Genomic DNA, 14,151 nt, shown 5'->3' with positions numbered 1-14,151 from the left:
AACATATCGTATGCCGTCCGGCCTACTGGCAGGAACGGGGCGAGGACGATTTGCTCCTGGATGATAAAGAGAAGTCCAAGCTCGACGTTCTTGACTTCAAACAACACGGCGGACGCTCCATCGTGGACGCTACAGCCGTCGATTATGGACGGGATGTTCAGGCGGTACAGGAAATTGCAGTTGAAACAGGCATTCATATTGTAGGAACGGCGGGCTTCAACAAAAGCTTTCTGTGGGACGCCAAAATCAAAGAGGAGCTTAAACCGCTGATCGGCCACTATGAAACCTACGCCCAGTGGATTGAAGCAAAAAGCATCAACGAGCTGGCGGATTTCGTCATCCGGGAGGTGGAAGAAGGGCTGGAGGGAACGCCTTTCAAAGCAGGTCAAGTTAAATTCGGTACAGGCTATAACCGCATTACGCCCTTGGAGGAGAAGACGCTGCGCGCTGTAGCGCGCGCTCATCATGAGACAAAGGCGCCCATTCATTCCCATACCGAGGTTGGCACCATGGCGCTGGAGCAAATCGAGCTCCTGAAGAGCGAAGGTGTGGATCTGTCTTTTTTGAGCCTGGGGCATATGGACCGCAATCCCGACCCGTACTATCATGAGCAGATTGCCGGAACGGGGGCTTTCATGAGCTTTGACGGTATCGGCAAAATCAAGTATGCACCGGAAAGCACCCGGATCTCGCTTATTCTGGAGCTTGTCCGCAAAGGCTTCGAAGATCAAATCCTCATCAGCGGAGATACTGCCCGGAAAACCTACTACAAGCATTACGATCAAGGTCTCGGTCTGGAATACATTATTTCCAAATGGGTACCGCGCTTTGTGGACGAGGCGAACCGAAACGGCTTTGACGGACCAAAACTGGTGGAGAAATTTTTCGTAAGCAACCCGGCCAGCTGCTTTTCATTTAAAAAGTAAGGGGGCGCCAGTATGAAATTCGAACTCGAAAATTCGGTTGAGGTGAAGGATAAAATACGCCGATTCCGTGCTGCCATCCTTCCTATTGGTGCCGTTGAAGCGCATGGCCCCCATCTGCCGCTGGGCACGGATAACCTGCTCGCGACTCGACTCGCGGACAGATTAGCCGAACGGACGGAGAGCTTCGTGCTGCCGACCCTCCCCTATGGCCAGGTGTGGAGCCTGCGCAATTTCCCGGGGAGCATCAACGTCTCGAATGAAGCGCTCATCCGACTGTTAGCAGATATCGGCGAAAGCTTGTACCAACAGGGATTCCGCATTTTCGTCATGGTGAACGGCCATCTCGGCAATGCGGTTGCGCTGAAGGAAGCTGCGAGAGTGTTATACGAACGGGTGCCCGCGCTAAAGGTGTTCTACTTCTTTTACCCTGGCACGAAGGAAGTAACGGCTTTGGTACGAGAAGCATCGGCTGCGCATGGAAGCTATATGCATGCCGATGAAATCGAGACATCCTATATGCTCTATCTCGCCGGCGAATATGTGGACATGAGCAAGGCGATCGATGGTGCCCCGCAGATCCCGATCGAAGCGGATTGCACGCCAACGCCGTGGGAGGAAATGACTTCCACCGCCGTACTTGGGGATGCAACGCTGGCAACGAGGGAGAAGGGGGAGAAAATCATCGAGCGCAGCTTGGAAGTGATGGCCGGGATGGTTCTCCGAGCCAAAAGTGCTTGGTCAACCGATGATCAACCAGAGAACAAATAGCATTGCAATTACAGGAACAACGAGGTGAGTGAGACGATGATGAACACCTATTTTGATGTGATTGGCGGGTTGTTGAACAAAGTTCGAGCCGAGCAGGCCAAACCGATCCGTGAAGCGGCGGTGAAGGTAGCTACCTGTATTCAGCAGGGCGGGATTATTCATCTGTTCGGCTGCGGACATTCACATATATTGACTGAAGAAGTCTTTTATCGGGCAGGCGGACTCGTACCGATTCATCCGATTCTGGTAGAGAAGCTGATGCTCCATGAAGGAGCGGTCCGGTCGTCAGAGCTGGAAAGGCAAAACGACCTTGCGGTGGAGTTTATGGAGAAGCAGGATATTCGCAAAGGCGAGATTGTATTCGTATTGTCAACCTCAGGGCGAAATCCCGTCCCCGTAGATGTCGCTTTGATGGCGAAAGAGAAGGGGGCCTTTACTGTGGGCATTACCTCACTGGAATATTCCAAAAGCATGCCGTCCCGGCACAGCAGCGGCAAGCACCTGGCGGATGCCGTTGATCTGGTGATCGACAACTTCTCGGTCAAGGGAGATGCCGTATTAAGCCATCCGGGCCTCCAGGTACCCTTTACGCCGAGCTCGACGGTGATCGGGGCCTTCATTTTGAACTCTCTGTTCGCCGAATCTATTGAGATTATGATTGAAAAAGGCTTTAACCCCCCTGTGTTTCTCAGCGGAAATATCGATGGTTCCGATGAACACAACAAAGCGCTGGTTGAGGCTTATAAGGGACGGATCGCTTTACTGGCATGATAAGAATGAGCTTAGCGAGGAAAGCTTAGCTCGCGAAATGAACGTAAGTACGTAAACGAAAATCATCCTACCTAAACGGGAAGCAGCCATTATTAGCATATATACCCACTGCCCATGAGCAGGATCTTGAACAATAAATAAAGCAGGCCGCCTGGCATAGATCAAGCACACGAACGACAGGAATACGGAAGAGTGAAGCCGTAACTGCGATTTCTGCAAGTGAATTGTCTCGGCAGGCCTGTTACAGGATGAGGAGGAAAGACATGTTCGCACAAACCGTAACCATACAGAATGAGCAGGGCTTTCATGTCCGTCCGGCTCAGCTTTTCTCGGAAAAAGCAGGACAGTTTGGAGCAGAGGTTCATCTCAAGACTCGCGAAGGACGCTCCGCGGATTGCAAAAGCATGCTGGAGCTGATGACGCTCGGCATTGAACTAGGGGCTGTCGTGACCATCGAAGCTAACGGAGATGGAGAACAAGAGGTAGTCGAAGCTCTGGTTCAGCTAGTCGAAAGCAAGTTTGGTGAAGCCTGATGAAGAAGCTGCAAATTCAAGGAATCGGCGTATCGGAGGGAATCCGGATCGCAAAGGCATACATCTACAAGCCTTCGCAGGGGGCAAGCAGCGACAGCAGCCCCGTAGAGAAGGATATTCCCGATACACCGGCTGCTATCGATGCCGAGCTTATCAAGCTCCGTGAAGCCAAAGCCAGCTGTGCGGAGCAGTTGGATGCGCTGACGGAAAAAGCGAAGGAAGCCGTGGGCGAAGAGCAAGCCGGTATTCTTGCAGGGCAGCGGAAGCTTCTGGAGGATCCTGCCTTCTATCCGAAGATGGAGACACGGGTCCGAGAGAAGCTGGAGCCAGCGCCAAAGGCCGTTGCCGAAATTGTGAGTCAGGTCGCTTCCATGTTGGAAGGCATGAACAATGATTATATGAAGGAACGCGCCGCAGACATACGTGATATCGGCAATCGTCTTCTCGCTTGTCTGTTGCCAGGGCAATCGCGCGGCTTTACGGGTATCACGGAACAGGTTATCCTGGTTGCCGACGATTTGGCGCCATCGGATACGGTGCAGCTGGACCCTGACTTGGTGATCGGTTTTATTACTCGCACTGGAGGAGCGACCTCACATACCGCTATTCTCGCACGGTCGCTCGGGATTGCGGCTATTGTCGGCGCTGGGGACGGCGTCGACGGCATTGAGGACGGCGACACGCTCGTCCTCGACGGCTTTGCCGGGCTGTGCGTTGCCCGGCCGGACGAGGCAGAAGCGGAGCAGTATCGGCTCCGCATGCTGCAGGACCTCGAGCGCAGGCAGTTGCTCGAGGCGTACGCGGCGCGCCCGGCAGTGACCGCCGACGGCGCGCGCGTGGAACTCGCGGCGAACATCGGCAGCGCCGCGGAAGCCAAGACCGCCGTCCTGCAGGGCGCGGACGGCGTAGGTCTGTTCCGCACGGAGTTCCTGTTCATGAACGCCCCGGCCATGCCGGGCGAGGAGGAGCAGTTCCGTGCGTATCAGGAAGCGGCCCGGACGATGGAGGGCCGCCCCGTAATCATCCGCACGATGGACATCGGCGGAGATAAGGAGCTTCCGTATCTGCAGCTGCCCAAGGAAGCAAACCCGTTCCTGGGCTACCGTGCGATACGGGTAGGGCTTGTCCGCCAGGAGCTGCTTCGCACGCAGCTGAGGGCAGTGCTGCGGGCCAGCGCCTTCGGTACGGTAAAGGTGATGTTCCCGATGATCTCCGGCCTGCAGGAATGGAGGCAGGCAAAAGCCATACTGACGGAAGTGCAGGCGGAAATGAGGCAGGACGGCATCCGGTTCGACGAGAAGATGGAAGTTGGCATCATGGTTGAGATTCCCTCAACGGCCGTGTTGGCAGAACGATTCGCGAGCGAGGTCGATTTCTTCAGCATCGGTACGAACGACCTTGTGCAGTACACGGTCGCGGCGGACCGCATGAATGAACATGTCGCGCACCTGTACGATTATTTCCATCCAGCCGTGCTTCAGTTAATCCGCACGGTCATTGAGGCATCCCACGCGGCCGATAAATGGACCGGCATGTGCGGCAGTATGGCGGGTGATCCGCTCGCGGCACCGCTCTTACTCGGACTCGGGCTCGACGAATGGAGCATGGAGGCCAGCGGCCTCAGCCGGATGAAGGAAAGGCTTGCTATCCTGGATCGTCAGGAATGCCGCGAGCTGGCAAAGCGCATCCTTCGTCTCGATACGCCTCAAGCCGTTCGTCAAGCGCTGGAGGAATTTCATCACGTGAAACAAGCAGTGGTATAGATAACGTATTCACATGACTTGGCCAACATAGTAGGGTTGGGGTTTCTCAGAAGTGGTATACCCGTATTAGTGATCGCTAGTTGGGGTCAAATAGCTGCTGCATATAAAGAAATGGCGGTGTAGGGGGTTCTCCTACGCCGCTATTTCTTTGTTATCGACAATCTAAGATTGGGAGGGGTTATGCAGTACATTGGCAATGACGCCAACGATTAAGCCCCAAACCGCATTTACCGCGAAGACACTGACCATTGCCAGCGGATTCGTTAATGGACCTTGCAATGTTCCATCGATAAGGGGAGAGGCTATTCCGCTTAGAATGACAGCAAATAAGGCATAACTCAGACCCGCAAAAACAAGAATGACAACGGGATAAGCCGTTCTTTTGAATAGTACGAGCATGAGCCAGGCCAAAGAGATGAGAACCGTCATCAGAATGCTGCCGAATGCCTGACCGATCAGGTCCATGATCCCGGTCATCTTCATGATGGGTCTGACAAGCGCTAAAGCGCCCAGACCGAGAATGAAAAGCAGGTTTTCTTTTACGATATCGATTATTTTCATATCAATCCATTCCTTTCCCATGTAGGTGTTAATCTGTCGCCTGATGAAGTCGATAAGACCCCGTCCGATTCATCCTCCAGCTTAGTAAGAATATTGCCAGTTGCCCGCATTGATTTTCCCGGCTGTTGATAACATTAACAAATCCATGTTGTGAATTTATGACGATGCTTGGTGATTTACGTGAATATTTTCGATGGATTTCCCGCCTGGACGGTACAGGAGGGGATACGATTACTTCTAGACTGGGAGAGTTGAACGAGGACTATCCGGAAGCTGAAATATTTTGGGTGGACCCGTCAGGGAGGACGAATGCAGTCAGAGACCTCTCGGAAGATATACCTGAGCAATGGACTTATGAGGATATTCTCTCGATTCGAGCGCAAGACCGTAATCAAGAAATGCTGGTCTTAACCTCCCTTATCGGAAACGATCCGAAGCAAGGCTTTATGGTGATGCGGCTACCGAATTCGCATATCCTAGATGCAGAGATGTCGCTATCGGGAAACCTGCCGCTCATTAGCATTGGCTTGGATTTCGTCGGGCATGCTGTTCGCTTATAATCTCTTTTCCGCTATTCGTACCGATTCGCAGTTCTCGCCAGAGTACCCGCTGCTGCGGATGCTGACCACAGAAGCCGGTGTCATCTTAGGTGTAATGATGATTATGATCCTTCTGTTCGTTCTGCATGATCGACGTCGGGCCTTGTAGACGATCCGCTGCAACACGTCAATGTGGATCGTGATGTCGATTCAGAACAATACGTCGTCCGGCTGGGGGCATCTTATCTGTCGGAAGAAAAAAACGAACATGCTGATGAAGTCGCGAGAATCGCGGCTTTTTTTGTTTAGGCGAAACTAAACATACGGATCATCCAAGAGAGATAATTGTTCCAAAGTATGATTTTAACAGAATGGAGCCAATCTATACACGATTGGCTCACTTATATCAAAGTAGTGGAGGATAGGGTATGTCTATTTTTAAACCATCGAAAATTGCGCGCTCGATTTATGAGATTGACGGAGAAACACTCCAGCAGGCAGGTATTAAAGGGATAATCCTCAACTGGACCAATACCATAACGACGAAAAATGCTGAATCCATAACCGATTCGATGAAAGAATGGCTGAATAACATGATATCCCAATATGGAATTAAGGTGATCATCGTCTCTAACAGCAAACCTCCAATGCGTGGCCACGGACAGATCAATGAGATTCCAGCTTTGTTCGAAGCCGGTAAACCGAAGAAAAAAGCGTTTTTAACCGCATTGAATCTACTCGGAACCCGCAGTAACGAGACAGCCGTAATCGGAAACGGCATCATTACCGATTTATGGGGAGGAAACCGTCTGGGGATGTACACGATTTTCATATCTTCTTCATGGGCGAAACCTCGGATTTTAGGCGTGATCAAACGACTAGTTGTCAAAGTTCTCCGGGTATAGACACGTATGCTACAGATTGATCATAAATGATGTATTTGCGGGGTGAACGGATTGGATTTTTTCGAGAGCAAAGAATCGTTGACAAGCATGGAATGGATCTTAAGAGCTATTGTTAGCTTCGTTTTCTTACTTCTTGCAGCGAAATTTATGGGGCAGCGTTCCATATCTCAATTGAGGTTTCTCGATTTCATTATAGCTCTAACGCTCGGTAATATTATTGCTCACCCCCTTTCAGACGAGAAATTGGGATTAAAGGGATCTATGATCACGACAATCGTTCTAGTCGTTTTATATATCGCAGCAACGTGGTTGAGCCTGAAGTGGCCGTTCTTCAAACGATATCTAGATCCATCACCCGTTACACTCGTTAAAAATGGGCTCATCCAGTTTCATAACTTATCTAAAGCAAGGATCTCCATTGATTTTTTGTTTTCTGAGCTACGAAAAGAAAAAGTAGAGGATATACAAAAGGTAGCCCTTGCCGTATGGGAGCCGGGCGGAACCATATCCGTTTTTATGGACACACCGTATCAACCGGTTACTCCTGCAGATATGAAATTAGAGACGAAGCCGTTTACGATCTCAAGGCCGATCATCGTAGATGGAGTAATCGATATGTCGCTCCTTCAGGACATGGGGAAGGATGTAGATTGGCTTCATTCCCAAATAGCATCTGTTCATACGAATATCCACGATGTCATGCTAGCTACCGTCGAGAACGAGAACGTGCAGGTTTGTTCGGTACCAAAAAAATAGGGGCACTCGCGACCGCTTATAGAATGCTGTTACTTCATTCAACTAGCCAAATGAATGATCAAGCAATAAGCTTGATACAATTACTCCTCATCCTGTACTTCAGCATTTAGGCGATCGATTAAAATATGTAACCGTTCATGACGACTTCTCCATAACATGCCGCAATATCGCTTTAGAAGAGCCCCTTGAACAGGACGGCGCTAGTGGTGAGCATGGGTTAATGACACTATTGGCACTAGCACATAAACCTTTTGTCTTCCAAGGAAAAACGCATATAGGCATTGCACCGGCGGCTCATTATATCGTGCTTAATCACGGGGCGTTCAAGACTGGGGAAGGCGAACGATTAAAAGCCGGGATCGAGTGGATATGGAACAAGCAGAAAAAATGGAATATTCGAATCATATTAAGTACGGGATGGCATGCACTAGATCATCAGGTATATCTAAAAAGCCCAAGCAAAAACAGCACGGTTCAGGCACTGGCTCCAGCCGTAAGAAGTGGGGTTCTCGTGATTTGTGCAAACGGGAATACGAGAACAGCGAATATGTTGCCGCCTCGCGATTATCTGGCCGTGGGGGGTACAATGACCGAGGCCTCGCAGAGCGCCACATCCATGAACCATTTCCCGATGAACCATATGGACGAAATGCCGAGGGGCACTACAGGCCTGACGTTCTGGCACCACGAGTATACTTAACCGTTCCTTTTTGTGCATCCAATAAAAAAGCAGATGTTGTTTCCTATTATGAGGGAACATCAGGCGCAGCAACACTCGTAACCGGAGTCGCAGCATATCTAATGTCTACATTCCAAGGTTTAGATGCAACAACTCTACGCACTGCGTTGACTACATACGGTGATCGTATACATGGCTACGATAATTTAGCTCCCAGGGTTAACGTCGCCAAAGCAAAAAACGCAATTGAATTGGGTCAGATAACGAATCCACCCCAAGAAGCTTTACGGTCCCTGCGAATCGGGCACACACCTATTGCACTGCATTCCCATAATGGATTCCGTTGTCAACGGACATCAATTGGACGATTCGATGGTGTGTAAGGGAATACCTTGCCATGTTTCCTGACTTTTTTCCGCAATTTGAACCGACGCATGATCCGGATTCCATAATTTCAAAAGCCTCTCCACTAATCCAATGGCTAAGCGGACAGAGTGGATAAGTGCGGAAACCCAGTTTCCCGAGCGCTGAAATGACAATACCGATTCAATAATGTAAACGCGTCGGACAATTGATGGACAGTGTTCATCCGTTGTGTCGGTGTGCGCAGCTGTATGAAGAGTGCATCTGATGTGTTGATTTGCACAGCAGTATGTGGCGTGCAAAGATGTGTTAGTGCGCACTAATATGTCGGTGTGCAGCTGTGCGCGGACAGGAGATCCGTTATTTCCCAACAACTGTACCAAAAACACAGATTCGCGGACACAGAATCCGTTATTCTCGGGTTTTTCTTGTTTTTTGCCATGATTTGCAGGCAATAGCGGAACCTGTGTCCGCCTAACCCTATGTTTAGCACTTTTGCTTACCAATAGCGGAACCACGGTCCATACGGAGTTGGTTTGATAGCTTCTTCCTCATCCCCCCCCTAGTATGATTGGTTTCCCTTATGGGTTTTCAACAATGCAGAATCGCCTTCGCCACGAATCCCCAATAACAGGAATGCTAAAACGCACCTTATATGAGCAAAAAAAAACAAACCGGCACAATAATGTGCCGGTTAATTCATACTCACCTAAAAAAGGCATGGATACATAATAGTCTATAAAAAATTTCAATATAAGTCTATTACTTTTTTTGGATAAATTGTATGTTATATAAGCGACCGCGGCGCAAATCAACCCAAGATAATGAAGGGAGAAACCTTGCATGATTACACTCAGGAAAATCACGTTAGAAAACCGACGTGCCATATTTAATCTGGAGGTCTCAGAAGATCAACGGCGCTTCGTAGCGTCTAATTTGTCGAGCGTGGCTTCGTGTTATGTCCTTGCAACCAATGGGGGGCAGCCATTTCCATTTGCCATATACGCGGATGAACAGCCGGTTGGTTTTGTTATGATTACTTACAGAATCACCGGATACGAACTTCCGACAATCGCAGACGACAGCTATTGCATCCTGCGGCTGATGATTGACAAGCAATTCCAGAACAGAGGCTATGGTCGGGAAGCCATGAGAAAAATCTTGGAGTTTATCCGTACCTTTCCGGCAGGGCCTGCACATTACTGCTGGATTTCTTATAAGGCTGATAATGCAGCCGCCAAAAAGCTTCATGAAAGCTACGGCTTCCGTGACAACGGCGAAATCGAAAACGACGAGCTAATAACCGTTTTACGACTCTAATTCACTGCTTCAATGGATCAACCTTTGAAAGCCGCATTTTATGCGGCTTTTTTACAACTAGAAATTAAGGCTCAATGGTGTTGGTTCTTTACTCCCCACTCACATAATTGTTCCAAAATGGGTAATAGAGTTTCCGCTTTATCTGTAAGACTATACTCGACTTTGGGCGGAACTTGAGGATATTCTTTGCGTGTCACCAGACCGTCTGCTTCCAGTTCCTTGAGCTGTGAGCTCAATGTTTTGTAAGTGATCGCTCCTATTTGTCTTTTCAGATCATTAAAGCGAACCGTTTGGTTTTCAGCCAAGAGGTACATAATCACCATTTTCCATTTACCGCCAATAATCGAAATGGTATAACCAAAAGGTGTATCTTGAACATTCTTAACTTTACCTTTAAATTCCTCCATACTCATACTTAACACTATCCTTTCGGGTAGTACCTATCATAAATGTGCGTACTACTTTTTTGTTTGTGCTCAGTCTATACTAACCTTACTTTGATGTAAAGGAGAGAAACAAATGACTAAAAAAACAATACGCCTGTTAATGCCGCAATGGCAAGGAGGAAACAACCCGAACTACTCTTTTGGAGCCGAGCTGCTTGCTTGGCTTGCTCCGGACAATGATCAGCCACTGATCCATGTACCTGTTCAAGCTTATGATGGTACCCCCCTCGAAAACGAGAACGGTATGAATGGAAGACAACAGCTGCTTGAACAGCTAAAGGCCGCTCATCATCTAATTGAGGCTCATCAGCCGGATCGCGTTATCATGTTTGGTGGCGATTGCCTAGTTGAACAAGCTCCATTTGCCTATTTAAACGAACGGTATGGTGGGGAACTAGGTTTGGTATGGATCGATGCTCACTCTGACTTGGTCAATTATGTCGGCTATGATAACGGGCACGCAGTACCTCTCGGGAATCTTTTGGGAGAAGGAGACGAGGAGTTCGCAAAACATGTGAAAACCCCGCTAAAACCTGAAAATGTCTTTATTGCGGGATTAGCGGCTCCTACAGAAGAAGAAGTTGCTGTAATTTCTGAAGCGTTTCAAAGATTAGGTGTTGCACCTACAGAACCGGACACGGAAATGATTCAGAGGCTTGGTATTCGAACGGCCGGAACGAAGGAGTTAGCGGGCAGCACTGAATCTATTAAAGAATGGATCAAAGAAAGCGGCATTAAACACCTGGCTATTCATCTTGATTTAGACGTGCTTGATCCAAAAGTTTTTCGTTCGGTATTATTCGCCAACCCGGAAGAACCCTTTAATTTATCTCCTGAGGGAACCATGCAATTGCCGCAACTACTCAGTTTGCTTAAAGAATTATCAGAAGAAACCGATGTCGTTGGGTTAGGTATAACAGAGCATTTGCCGTGGGACTCGATCAACCTGAAGAAACTCCTTGGAGAAATACCCATTTTAAATAACTGAAGGCACCACCCATGAACTTTTTATAGAATAATGAACTGAATAATCATAAAAATACACCCAAGCATTGTAGGGTGTATTTTTTAGGTGGAGCAATTGTAGTGATTCAGATTGATTTCGTTTCAATGAAAGTATTTCCTTGGAGATATCAGCATAACAATATAAATATAATTAAAAACGTTAATTATTTATTGCAAAACGATAAATAAATTGCTAAAATCAAATTCATAATCATGAAGTGAGGTGCTTTTTATGAAACGTGGGTCCACATTATTTTTAAGGATTGCTGTAATACTTATTGGAATTCCAGTTCTAGCTCTGTGCATATTTGTGGTACCAGAGATAGCGGAATTTATTTCAGAATTGTATCCAGATCATACTTATTTGAGATATCTTGTTTTCATTGATTTGTACGCAACCGCGATACCGTTTTACTTTGCTTTGTATCAGGCGTATAAGCTTCTAGGCTATATTGACAAGAACAAAGCTTTCTCGGAATTATCCGTACGCGTTCTAAAGAATATAAAAAACTGTGCAGCCATAATCAGCAGCTTATTTGTGGTAGGCATGCCGCTCTTCTATCTGATAGCGGAGAAAGACGATGCCCCAGGTATCATACTCATCGGAATGGCCCTGATTTTTGCGTCCATGGTGATTGCCGTTTTTGCTGCTGTTCTTCAAAAGCTTTTAAAAGAGGCAATTGATATAAAATCTGAAAATGATTTGACGGTCTGAGGTGATAACTATGGCGATTATTATCAATATTGATGTCATGCTGGCTAAACGAAAAATGAGCGTAACCGAACTTTCGGAGAGAGTTGGAATAACAATGGCCAACCTTTCTATATTGAAAAACGGAAAGGCCAAAGCCATTAGGCTTTCAACGTTAGAGGCCATTTGCAAAGCGCTGGAATGCCAGCCTGGAGATATTTTAGAATACAAAGATGACGAGAACACGACGCAAAAATCATAAAGCCGAGATCTAAAAAGTCGCCATTTCGGCGATTTTTTGTGTTTCATAAGCAATCTTGATGATTGTCAACGTGAAACAGAATCGAGTCATAAACGGACCTTCAGGATTGATGTGAAGCAGGTTGGGCATTGGTTCCTAATATGTGGTAAAATGGTTGTGAAGAACCATAGAAGAGGGGCTGGAATCTTGATTCGGGGAGTCATTATCGAAGGGGGAAAAGATGATTTTACTATTAAGAACTATAATGATTGTACTATTCGTATCTCTAATCGGGTGTCAGCAAAATACGAGCTCAACAGAAAATCTCACTGCTGAATCAGATCTGGAAGGTTTTGTAGAGCCAGAACCATCGGATTGGGTGAAGTATATAACGCCAGTCAGAGAGTACATGTACTATAGAACACAAGCCGTGGTTAACAAGGATATACATATTTTATGGGACCATTACCCGGATCTTAAAGAGAATGTTGACCTCAAACTAGGAATCAATATAGAGGAAAATGATGTTGAATCCTTAAATCAACATTTACAATTGTTGGATGCCAATTATAATGTTGAAGGTTATGAACGAATAAAAGTGAAAACGATAAGTGATCATGAAGTGGTAGTTCTCATTCATGCAAGTATAGTTTATTTGAGAGATGACTTTGAAGAGTCTGGAGGAGAGCATTTAATTAAGCTCTTCTTAGAACATAAGAACAATCATTGGGCTGTCGTAAAAACGGATGAATATACTTTACCGGAATACAAAGAATGGATAAAGGAAAAGAAACAAATCTAATCTATTGCTAAGCTACCCTAAGCGAGCGGGAACAATAGCCGAATAATGCGTTGAAGGCAGCCGACCAGTATGACCGGCTGCCTTTTAAGGTTTGAAGCTTGCATTGTTTTTGGGCCGATTAAACGCGATGACAACCGTTAGCGCAGCAACGTTCCAACCAGGTCGCTCGTTCGAGGTTAACACGTTGGTCAAGGACCGATTTCTAGGTTGAGGCATGACATCCTACAATAATCACTTGTTATTCGCAAGCTGATGTTTTATATTGACATAATAGTAGGTCAAAAATAAAAGGAGTGATTAGACTAGATGACGCCACGAACGAAGGAACAAAACGAAGAGATCCGGCTGCGGCGTTTGGCGCAAATCCGGAAAGCCGCTGCCGATGTGTTTTTGGATAAAGGTCCTTTACTGGAAATCCGCGATGTGGCCGCGCAGGCGGGACTCGGCTATGGCACGGTATACCACTATTACAGCAATAAGGGCGATTTACTCCATGATCTGCTATGGGATGCGTTGGAGCGGGACGGTGGATGGCTTCAGGCCCGGCTAGATGCTCCGTTAGAAGCCTTGGTCAAGATTCCGCCGGAGGTCCCGCGTGCATCGGCCTCGGGGGAGATGCCGGCAGGGGGGGGATTCGACTCGGCTGCTGGGCCGGACACCGGAAATTCGGCTGCCGCGGATTCCCGTATGGGAAGCCGAGAAACGGCCGCTGCCGCAGAGCTCGGCCCCGTCGCGGTAGCCGGCGTCCGGCTGCTGCAGCTTTGGGCGGAGGACCACGCGCTGTACCTGCTGCATAAGCTGGCCGGTGAGAGCTTTGCCTCGCTGCCTGAAGCGCGCTCGGCTCCGCTCCTGGCCGCATTTCGCCGGGAGGTGCTCTCGCCTTTGGCCGCGCTGCTGGAAACCGGGCGTGCGGCGGACGGGGATGCCGCTTCCGGCGGAAACGCGGCAGAGCCGCTGAGTTGGCTGCAGCGCGCGGAAATGCTGCTGACCGCCTTGGTCGGCTGCGCCTCGCTTTCGCTTCGCCGCGGTAAGCTGCGTGAAGAGGCCAGGGATATCGTCCTGTTTTTAAAACTATAGTATGG

General features: G+C 48.2%; 18 protein-coding genes and 1 pseudogene. 17 read left to right on the top strand and 2 right to left on the bottom strand.

Features of this window, described 5'->3' with window-relative positions:
• The 5 genes from DP091_RS11610 to ptsP form a co-directional block, all read left to right on the top strand.
• On the top strand, positions 1–926 hold a 926-nt coding region (locus DP091_RS11610; protein WP_113058472.1), incomplete at its 5' end, for a phosphotriesterase family protein.
• Between the two features lie 12 nt (positions 927–938).
• On the top strand, positions 939–1,694 hold the full coding sequence (locus DP091_RS11605; RefSeq protein WP_113058471.1) for a creatininase family protein: 756 nt from the start codon (positions 939–941) through the stop codon (positions 1,692–1,694).
• A 36-nt stretch (positions 1,695–1,730) separates the two neighbouring features.
• Complete coding sequence (locus DP091_RS11600) at positions 1,731–2,465, top strand: SIS domain-containing protein (protein WP_113058470.1); 735 nt, start codon at positions 1,731–1,733, stop codon at positions 2,463–2,465.
• A 263-nt stretch (positions 2,466–2,728) separates the two neighbouring features.
• Positions 2,729–2,998 carry an HPr family phosphocarrier protein gene (locus tag DP091_RS11595; RefSeq protein WP_113058469.1) on the top strand — a complete coding sequence of 90 codons (270 nt, stop codon included), beginning with the start codon at positions 2,729–2,731 and terminating at the stop codon, positions 2,996–2,998.
• Complete coding sequence (ptsP, locus tag DP091_RS11590) at positions 2,998–4,761, top strand: phosphoenolpyruvate--protein phosphotransferase (protein ID WP_113058468.1); 1,764 nt, start codon at positions 2,998–3,000, stop codon at positions 4,759–4,761. The genes DP091_RS11595 and ptsP overlap by 1 nt, the downstream gene beginning before the upstream one ends.
• Before the next feature lie 162 nt (positions 4,762–4,923).
• On the opposite strand, the gene DP091_RS11585 is transcribed toward ptsP, so the two are convergent.
• On the bottom strand, positions 4,924–5,322 hold the full coding sequence (locus DP091_RS11585; protein ID WP_113058482.1) for a hypothetical protein: 399 nt from the start codon (positions 5,320–5,322) through the stop codon (positions 4,924–4,926).
• Positions 5,323–5,480: 158 nt separating this feature from the next.
• Here DP091_RS11585 and DP091_RS11580 point away from each other — a divergent pair, with 158 nt between their 5' ends.
• The 7 genes and pseudogenes from DP091_RS11580 (at position 5,481) to DP091_RS11555 (ending at position 9,884) form a co-directional block, all read left to right on the top strand.
• Positions 5,481–5,882, top strand: a complete 402-nt coding sequence (locus DP091_RS11580; RefSeq protein WP_146746997.1) for a hypothetical protein — start codon at positions 5,481–5,483, stop codon at positions 5,880–5,882.
• Positions 5,839–6,030 (top strand): annotated as a pseudogene (locus DP091_RS11575) (hypothetical protein); the annotation flags it as partial. The gene DP091_RS11580 and the pseudogene DP091_RS11575, both read left to right, overlap by 44 nt.
• 259 nt (positions 6,031–6,289) lie before the next feature.
• Positions 6,290–6,766, top strand: coding sequence for a YqeG family HAD IIIA-type phosphatase (locus DP091_RS11570; RefSeq protein WP_113058466.1), 477 nt, complete (start codon positions 6,290–6,292; stop codon positions 6,764–6,766).
• 51 nt (positions 6,767–6,817) lie between these two features.
• A complete protein-coding gene (locus DP091_RS11565; RefSeq protein ID WP_113058465.1) occupies positions 6,818–7,522 on the top strand; it encodes a DUF421 domain-containing protein in 705 nt (234 codons plus the stop codon).
• A gap of 220 nt (positions 7,523–7,742) precedes the next feature.
• The gene (locus DP091_RS31840) at positions 7,743–8,222 is read left to right on the top strand and encodes a S8/S53 family peptidase (protein ID WP_258394485.1); all 480 of its coding nucleotides are present in this window, start codon (positions 7,743–7,745) and stop codon (positions 8,220–8,222) included.
• Positions 8,135–8,584 (top strand): S8 family serine peptidase, encoded by a 450-nt coding sequence (locus DP091_RS32330; RefSeq protein WP_373456917.1) that lies wholly within the window; start codon positions 8,135–8,137, stop codon positions 8,582–8,584. The genes DP091_RS31840 and DP091_RS32330 overlap by 88 nt, the downstream gene beginning before the upstream one ends.
• A gap of 823 nt (positions 8,585–9,407) precedes the next feature.
• Positions 9,408–9,884: a GNAT family N-acetyltransferase gene (locus tag DP091_RS11555; protein WP_113058463.1), complete on the top strand. Its 477-nt coding sequence runs from the start codon at positions 9,408–9,410 to the stop codon at positions 9,882–9,884.
• Between the two features lie 71 nt (positions 9,885–9,955).
• Here the strand turns inward: DP091_RS11555 and DP091_RS11550 are convergent, their stop codons facing one another.
• Positions 9,956–10,297 (bottom strand): winged helix-turn-helix transcriptional regulator, encoded by a 342-nt coding sequence (locus DP091_RS11550; protein WP_071220787.1) that lies wholly within the window; start codon positions 10,295–10,297, stop codon positions 9,956–9,958.
• Positions 10,298–10,403: 106 nt separating this feature from the next.
• On the opposite strand from DP091_RS11550, the gene DP091_RS11545 reads away from it, so the two are divergent.
• The 5 genes from DP091_RS11545 (at position 10,404) to DP091_RS11525 (ending at position 14,146) form a co-directional block, all read left to right on the top strand.
• Positions 10,404–11,318, top strand: a complete 915-nt coding sequence (locus DP091_RS11545; protein ID WP_113058462.1) for an arginase family protein — start codon at positions 10,404–10,406, stop codon at positions 11,316–11,318.
• A 249-nt stretch (positions 11,319–11,567) separates the two neighbouring features.
• The gene (locus DP091_RS11540; protein ID WP_113058461.1) at positions 11,568–12,050 is read left to right on the top strand and encodes a DUF2975 domain-containing protein; all 483 of its coding nucleotides are present in this window, start codon (positions 11,568–11,570) and stop codon (positions 12,048–12,050) included.
• Between the two features lie 10 nt (positions 12,051–12,060).
• Positions 12,061–12,288 carry a helix-turn-helix domain-containing protein gene (locus DP091_RS11535; protein WP_113058460.1) on the top strand — a complete coding sequence of 76 codons (228 nt, stop codon included), beginning with the start codon at positions 12,061–12,063 and terminating at the stop codon, positions 12,286–12,288.
• Between the two features lie 220 nt (positions 12,289–12,508).
• Entirely contained in the window at positions 12,509–13,069 is a 561-nt protein-coding gene (locus DP091_RS11530) for a hypothetical protein (RefSeq protein ID WP_113058459.1), read from the top strand.
• Positions 13,070–13,375: 306 nt separating this feature from the next.
• The gene (locus DP091_RS11525) at positions 13,376–14,146 is read left to right on the top strand and encodes a TetR/AcrR family transcriptional regulator (RefSeq protein WP_113058458.1); all 771 of its coding nucleotides are present in this window, start codon (positions 13,376–13,378) and stop codon (positions 14,144–14,146) included.
• The last annotated feature ends 5 nt before the right edge of the window (positions 14,147–14,151 follow it).

Source organism: Paenibacillus sp. MDMC362 (assembly GCF_003269305.1).
In the GTDB taxonomy this organism is placed as follows: domain Bacteria; phylum Bacillota; class Bacilli; order Paenibacillales; family Paenibacillaceae; genus Paenibacillus_AQ.
Note: the sequence above shows the minus strand (reverse complement) of the source record. Positions and strands in the feature narration are given on the sequence as shown.

What these genes read in the sequence shown, in the direction of transcription:
- DP091_RS11555 (WP_113058463.1), top strand. Translation starts at nt 9,408, where the DNA reads ATGATTACACTCAGGAAAATCACGTTAGAAAACCGACGTGCCATATTT.
- DP091_RS11595 (WP_113058469.1), top strand. Translation starts at nt 2,729, where the DNA reads ATGTTCGCACAAACCGTAACCATACAGAATGAGCAGGGCTTTCATGTC.
- DP091_RS11570 (WP_113058466.1), top strand. Translation starts at nt 6,290, where the DNA reads ATGTCTATTTTTAAACCATCGAAAATTGCGCGCTCGATTTATGAGATT.
- DP091_RS11540 (WP_113058461.1), top strand. Translation starts at nt 11,568, where the DNA reads ATGAAACGTGGGTCCACATTATTTTTAAGGATTGCTGTAATACTTATT.
- DP091_RS11580 (WP_146746997.1), top strand. Translation starts at nt 5,481, where the DNA reads ATGACGATGCTTGGTGATTTACGTGAATATTTTCGATGGATTTCCCGC.
- DP091_RS11545 (WP_113058462.1), top strand. Translation starts at nt 10,404, where the DNA reads ATGACTAAAAAAACAATACGCCTGTTAATGCCGCAATGGCAAGGAGGA.
- DP091_RS31840 (WP_258394485.1), top strand. Translation starts at nt 7,743, where the DNA reads ATGACACTATTGGCACTAGCACATAAACCTTTTGTCTTCCAAGGAAAA.
- ptsP (WP_113058468.1), top strand. Translation starts at nt 2,998, where the DNA reads ATGAAGAAGCTGCAAATTCAAGGAATCGGCGTATCGGAGGGAATCCGG.
- DP091_RS11605 (WP_113058471.1), top strand. Translation starts at nt 939, where the DNA reads ATGAAATTCGAACTCGAAAATTCGGTTGAGGTGAAGGATAAAATACGC.
- DP091_RS11550 (WP_071220787.1), bottom strand. Translation starts at nt 10,297, where the DNA reads ATGAGTATGGAGGAATTTAAAGGTAAAGTTAAGAATGTTCAAGATACA.
- DP091_RS11530 (WP_113058459.1), top strand. Translation starts at nt 12,509, where the DNA reads ATGATTTTACTATTAAGAACTATAATGATTGTACTATTCGTATCTCTA.
- DP091_RS11525 (WP_113058458.1), top strand. Translation starts at nt 13,376, where the DNA reads ATGACGCCACGAACGAAGGAACAAAACGAAGAGATCCGGCTGCGGCGT.
- DP091_RS11600 (WP_113058470.1), top strand. Translation starts at nt 1,731, where the DNA reads ATGATGAACACCTATTTTGATGTGATTGGCGGGTTGTTGAACAAAGTT.
- DP091_RS11535 (WP_113058460.1), top strand. Translation starts at nt 12,061, where the DNA reads ATGGCGATTATTATCAATATTGATGTCATGCTGGCTAAACGAAAAATG.
- DP091_RS11585 (WP_113058482.1), bottom strand. Translation starts at nt 5,322, where the DNA reads ATGAAAATAATCGATATCGTAAAAGAAAACCTGCTTTTCATTCTCGGT.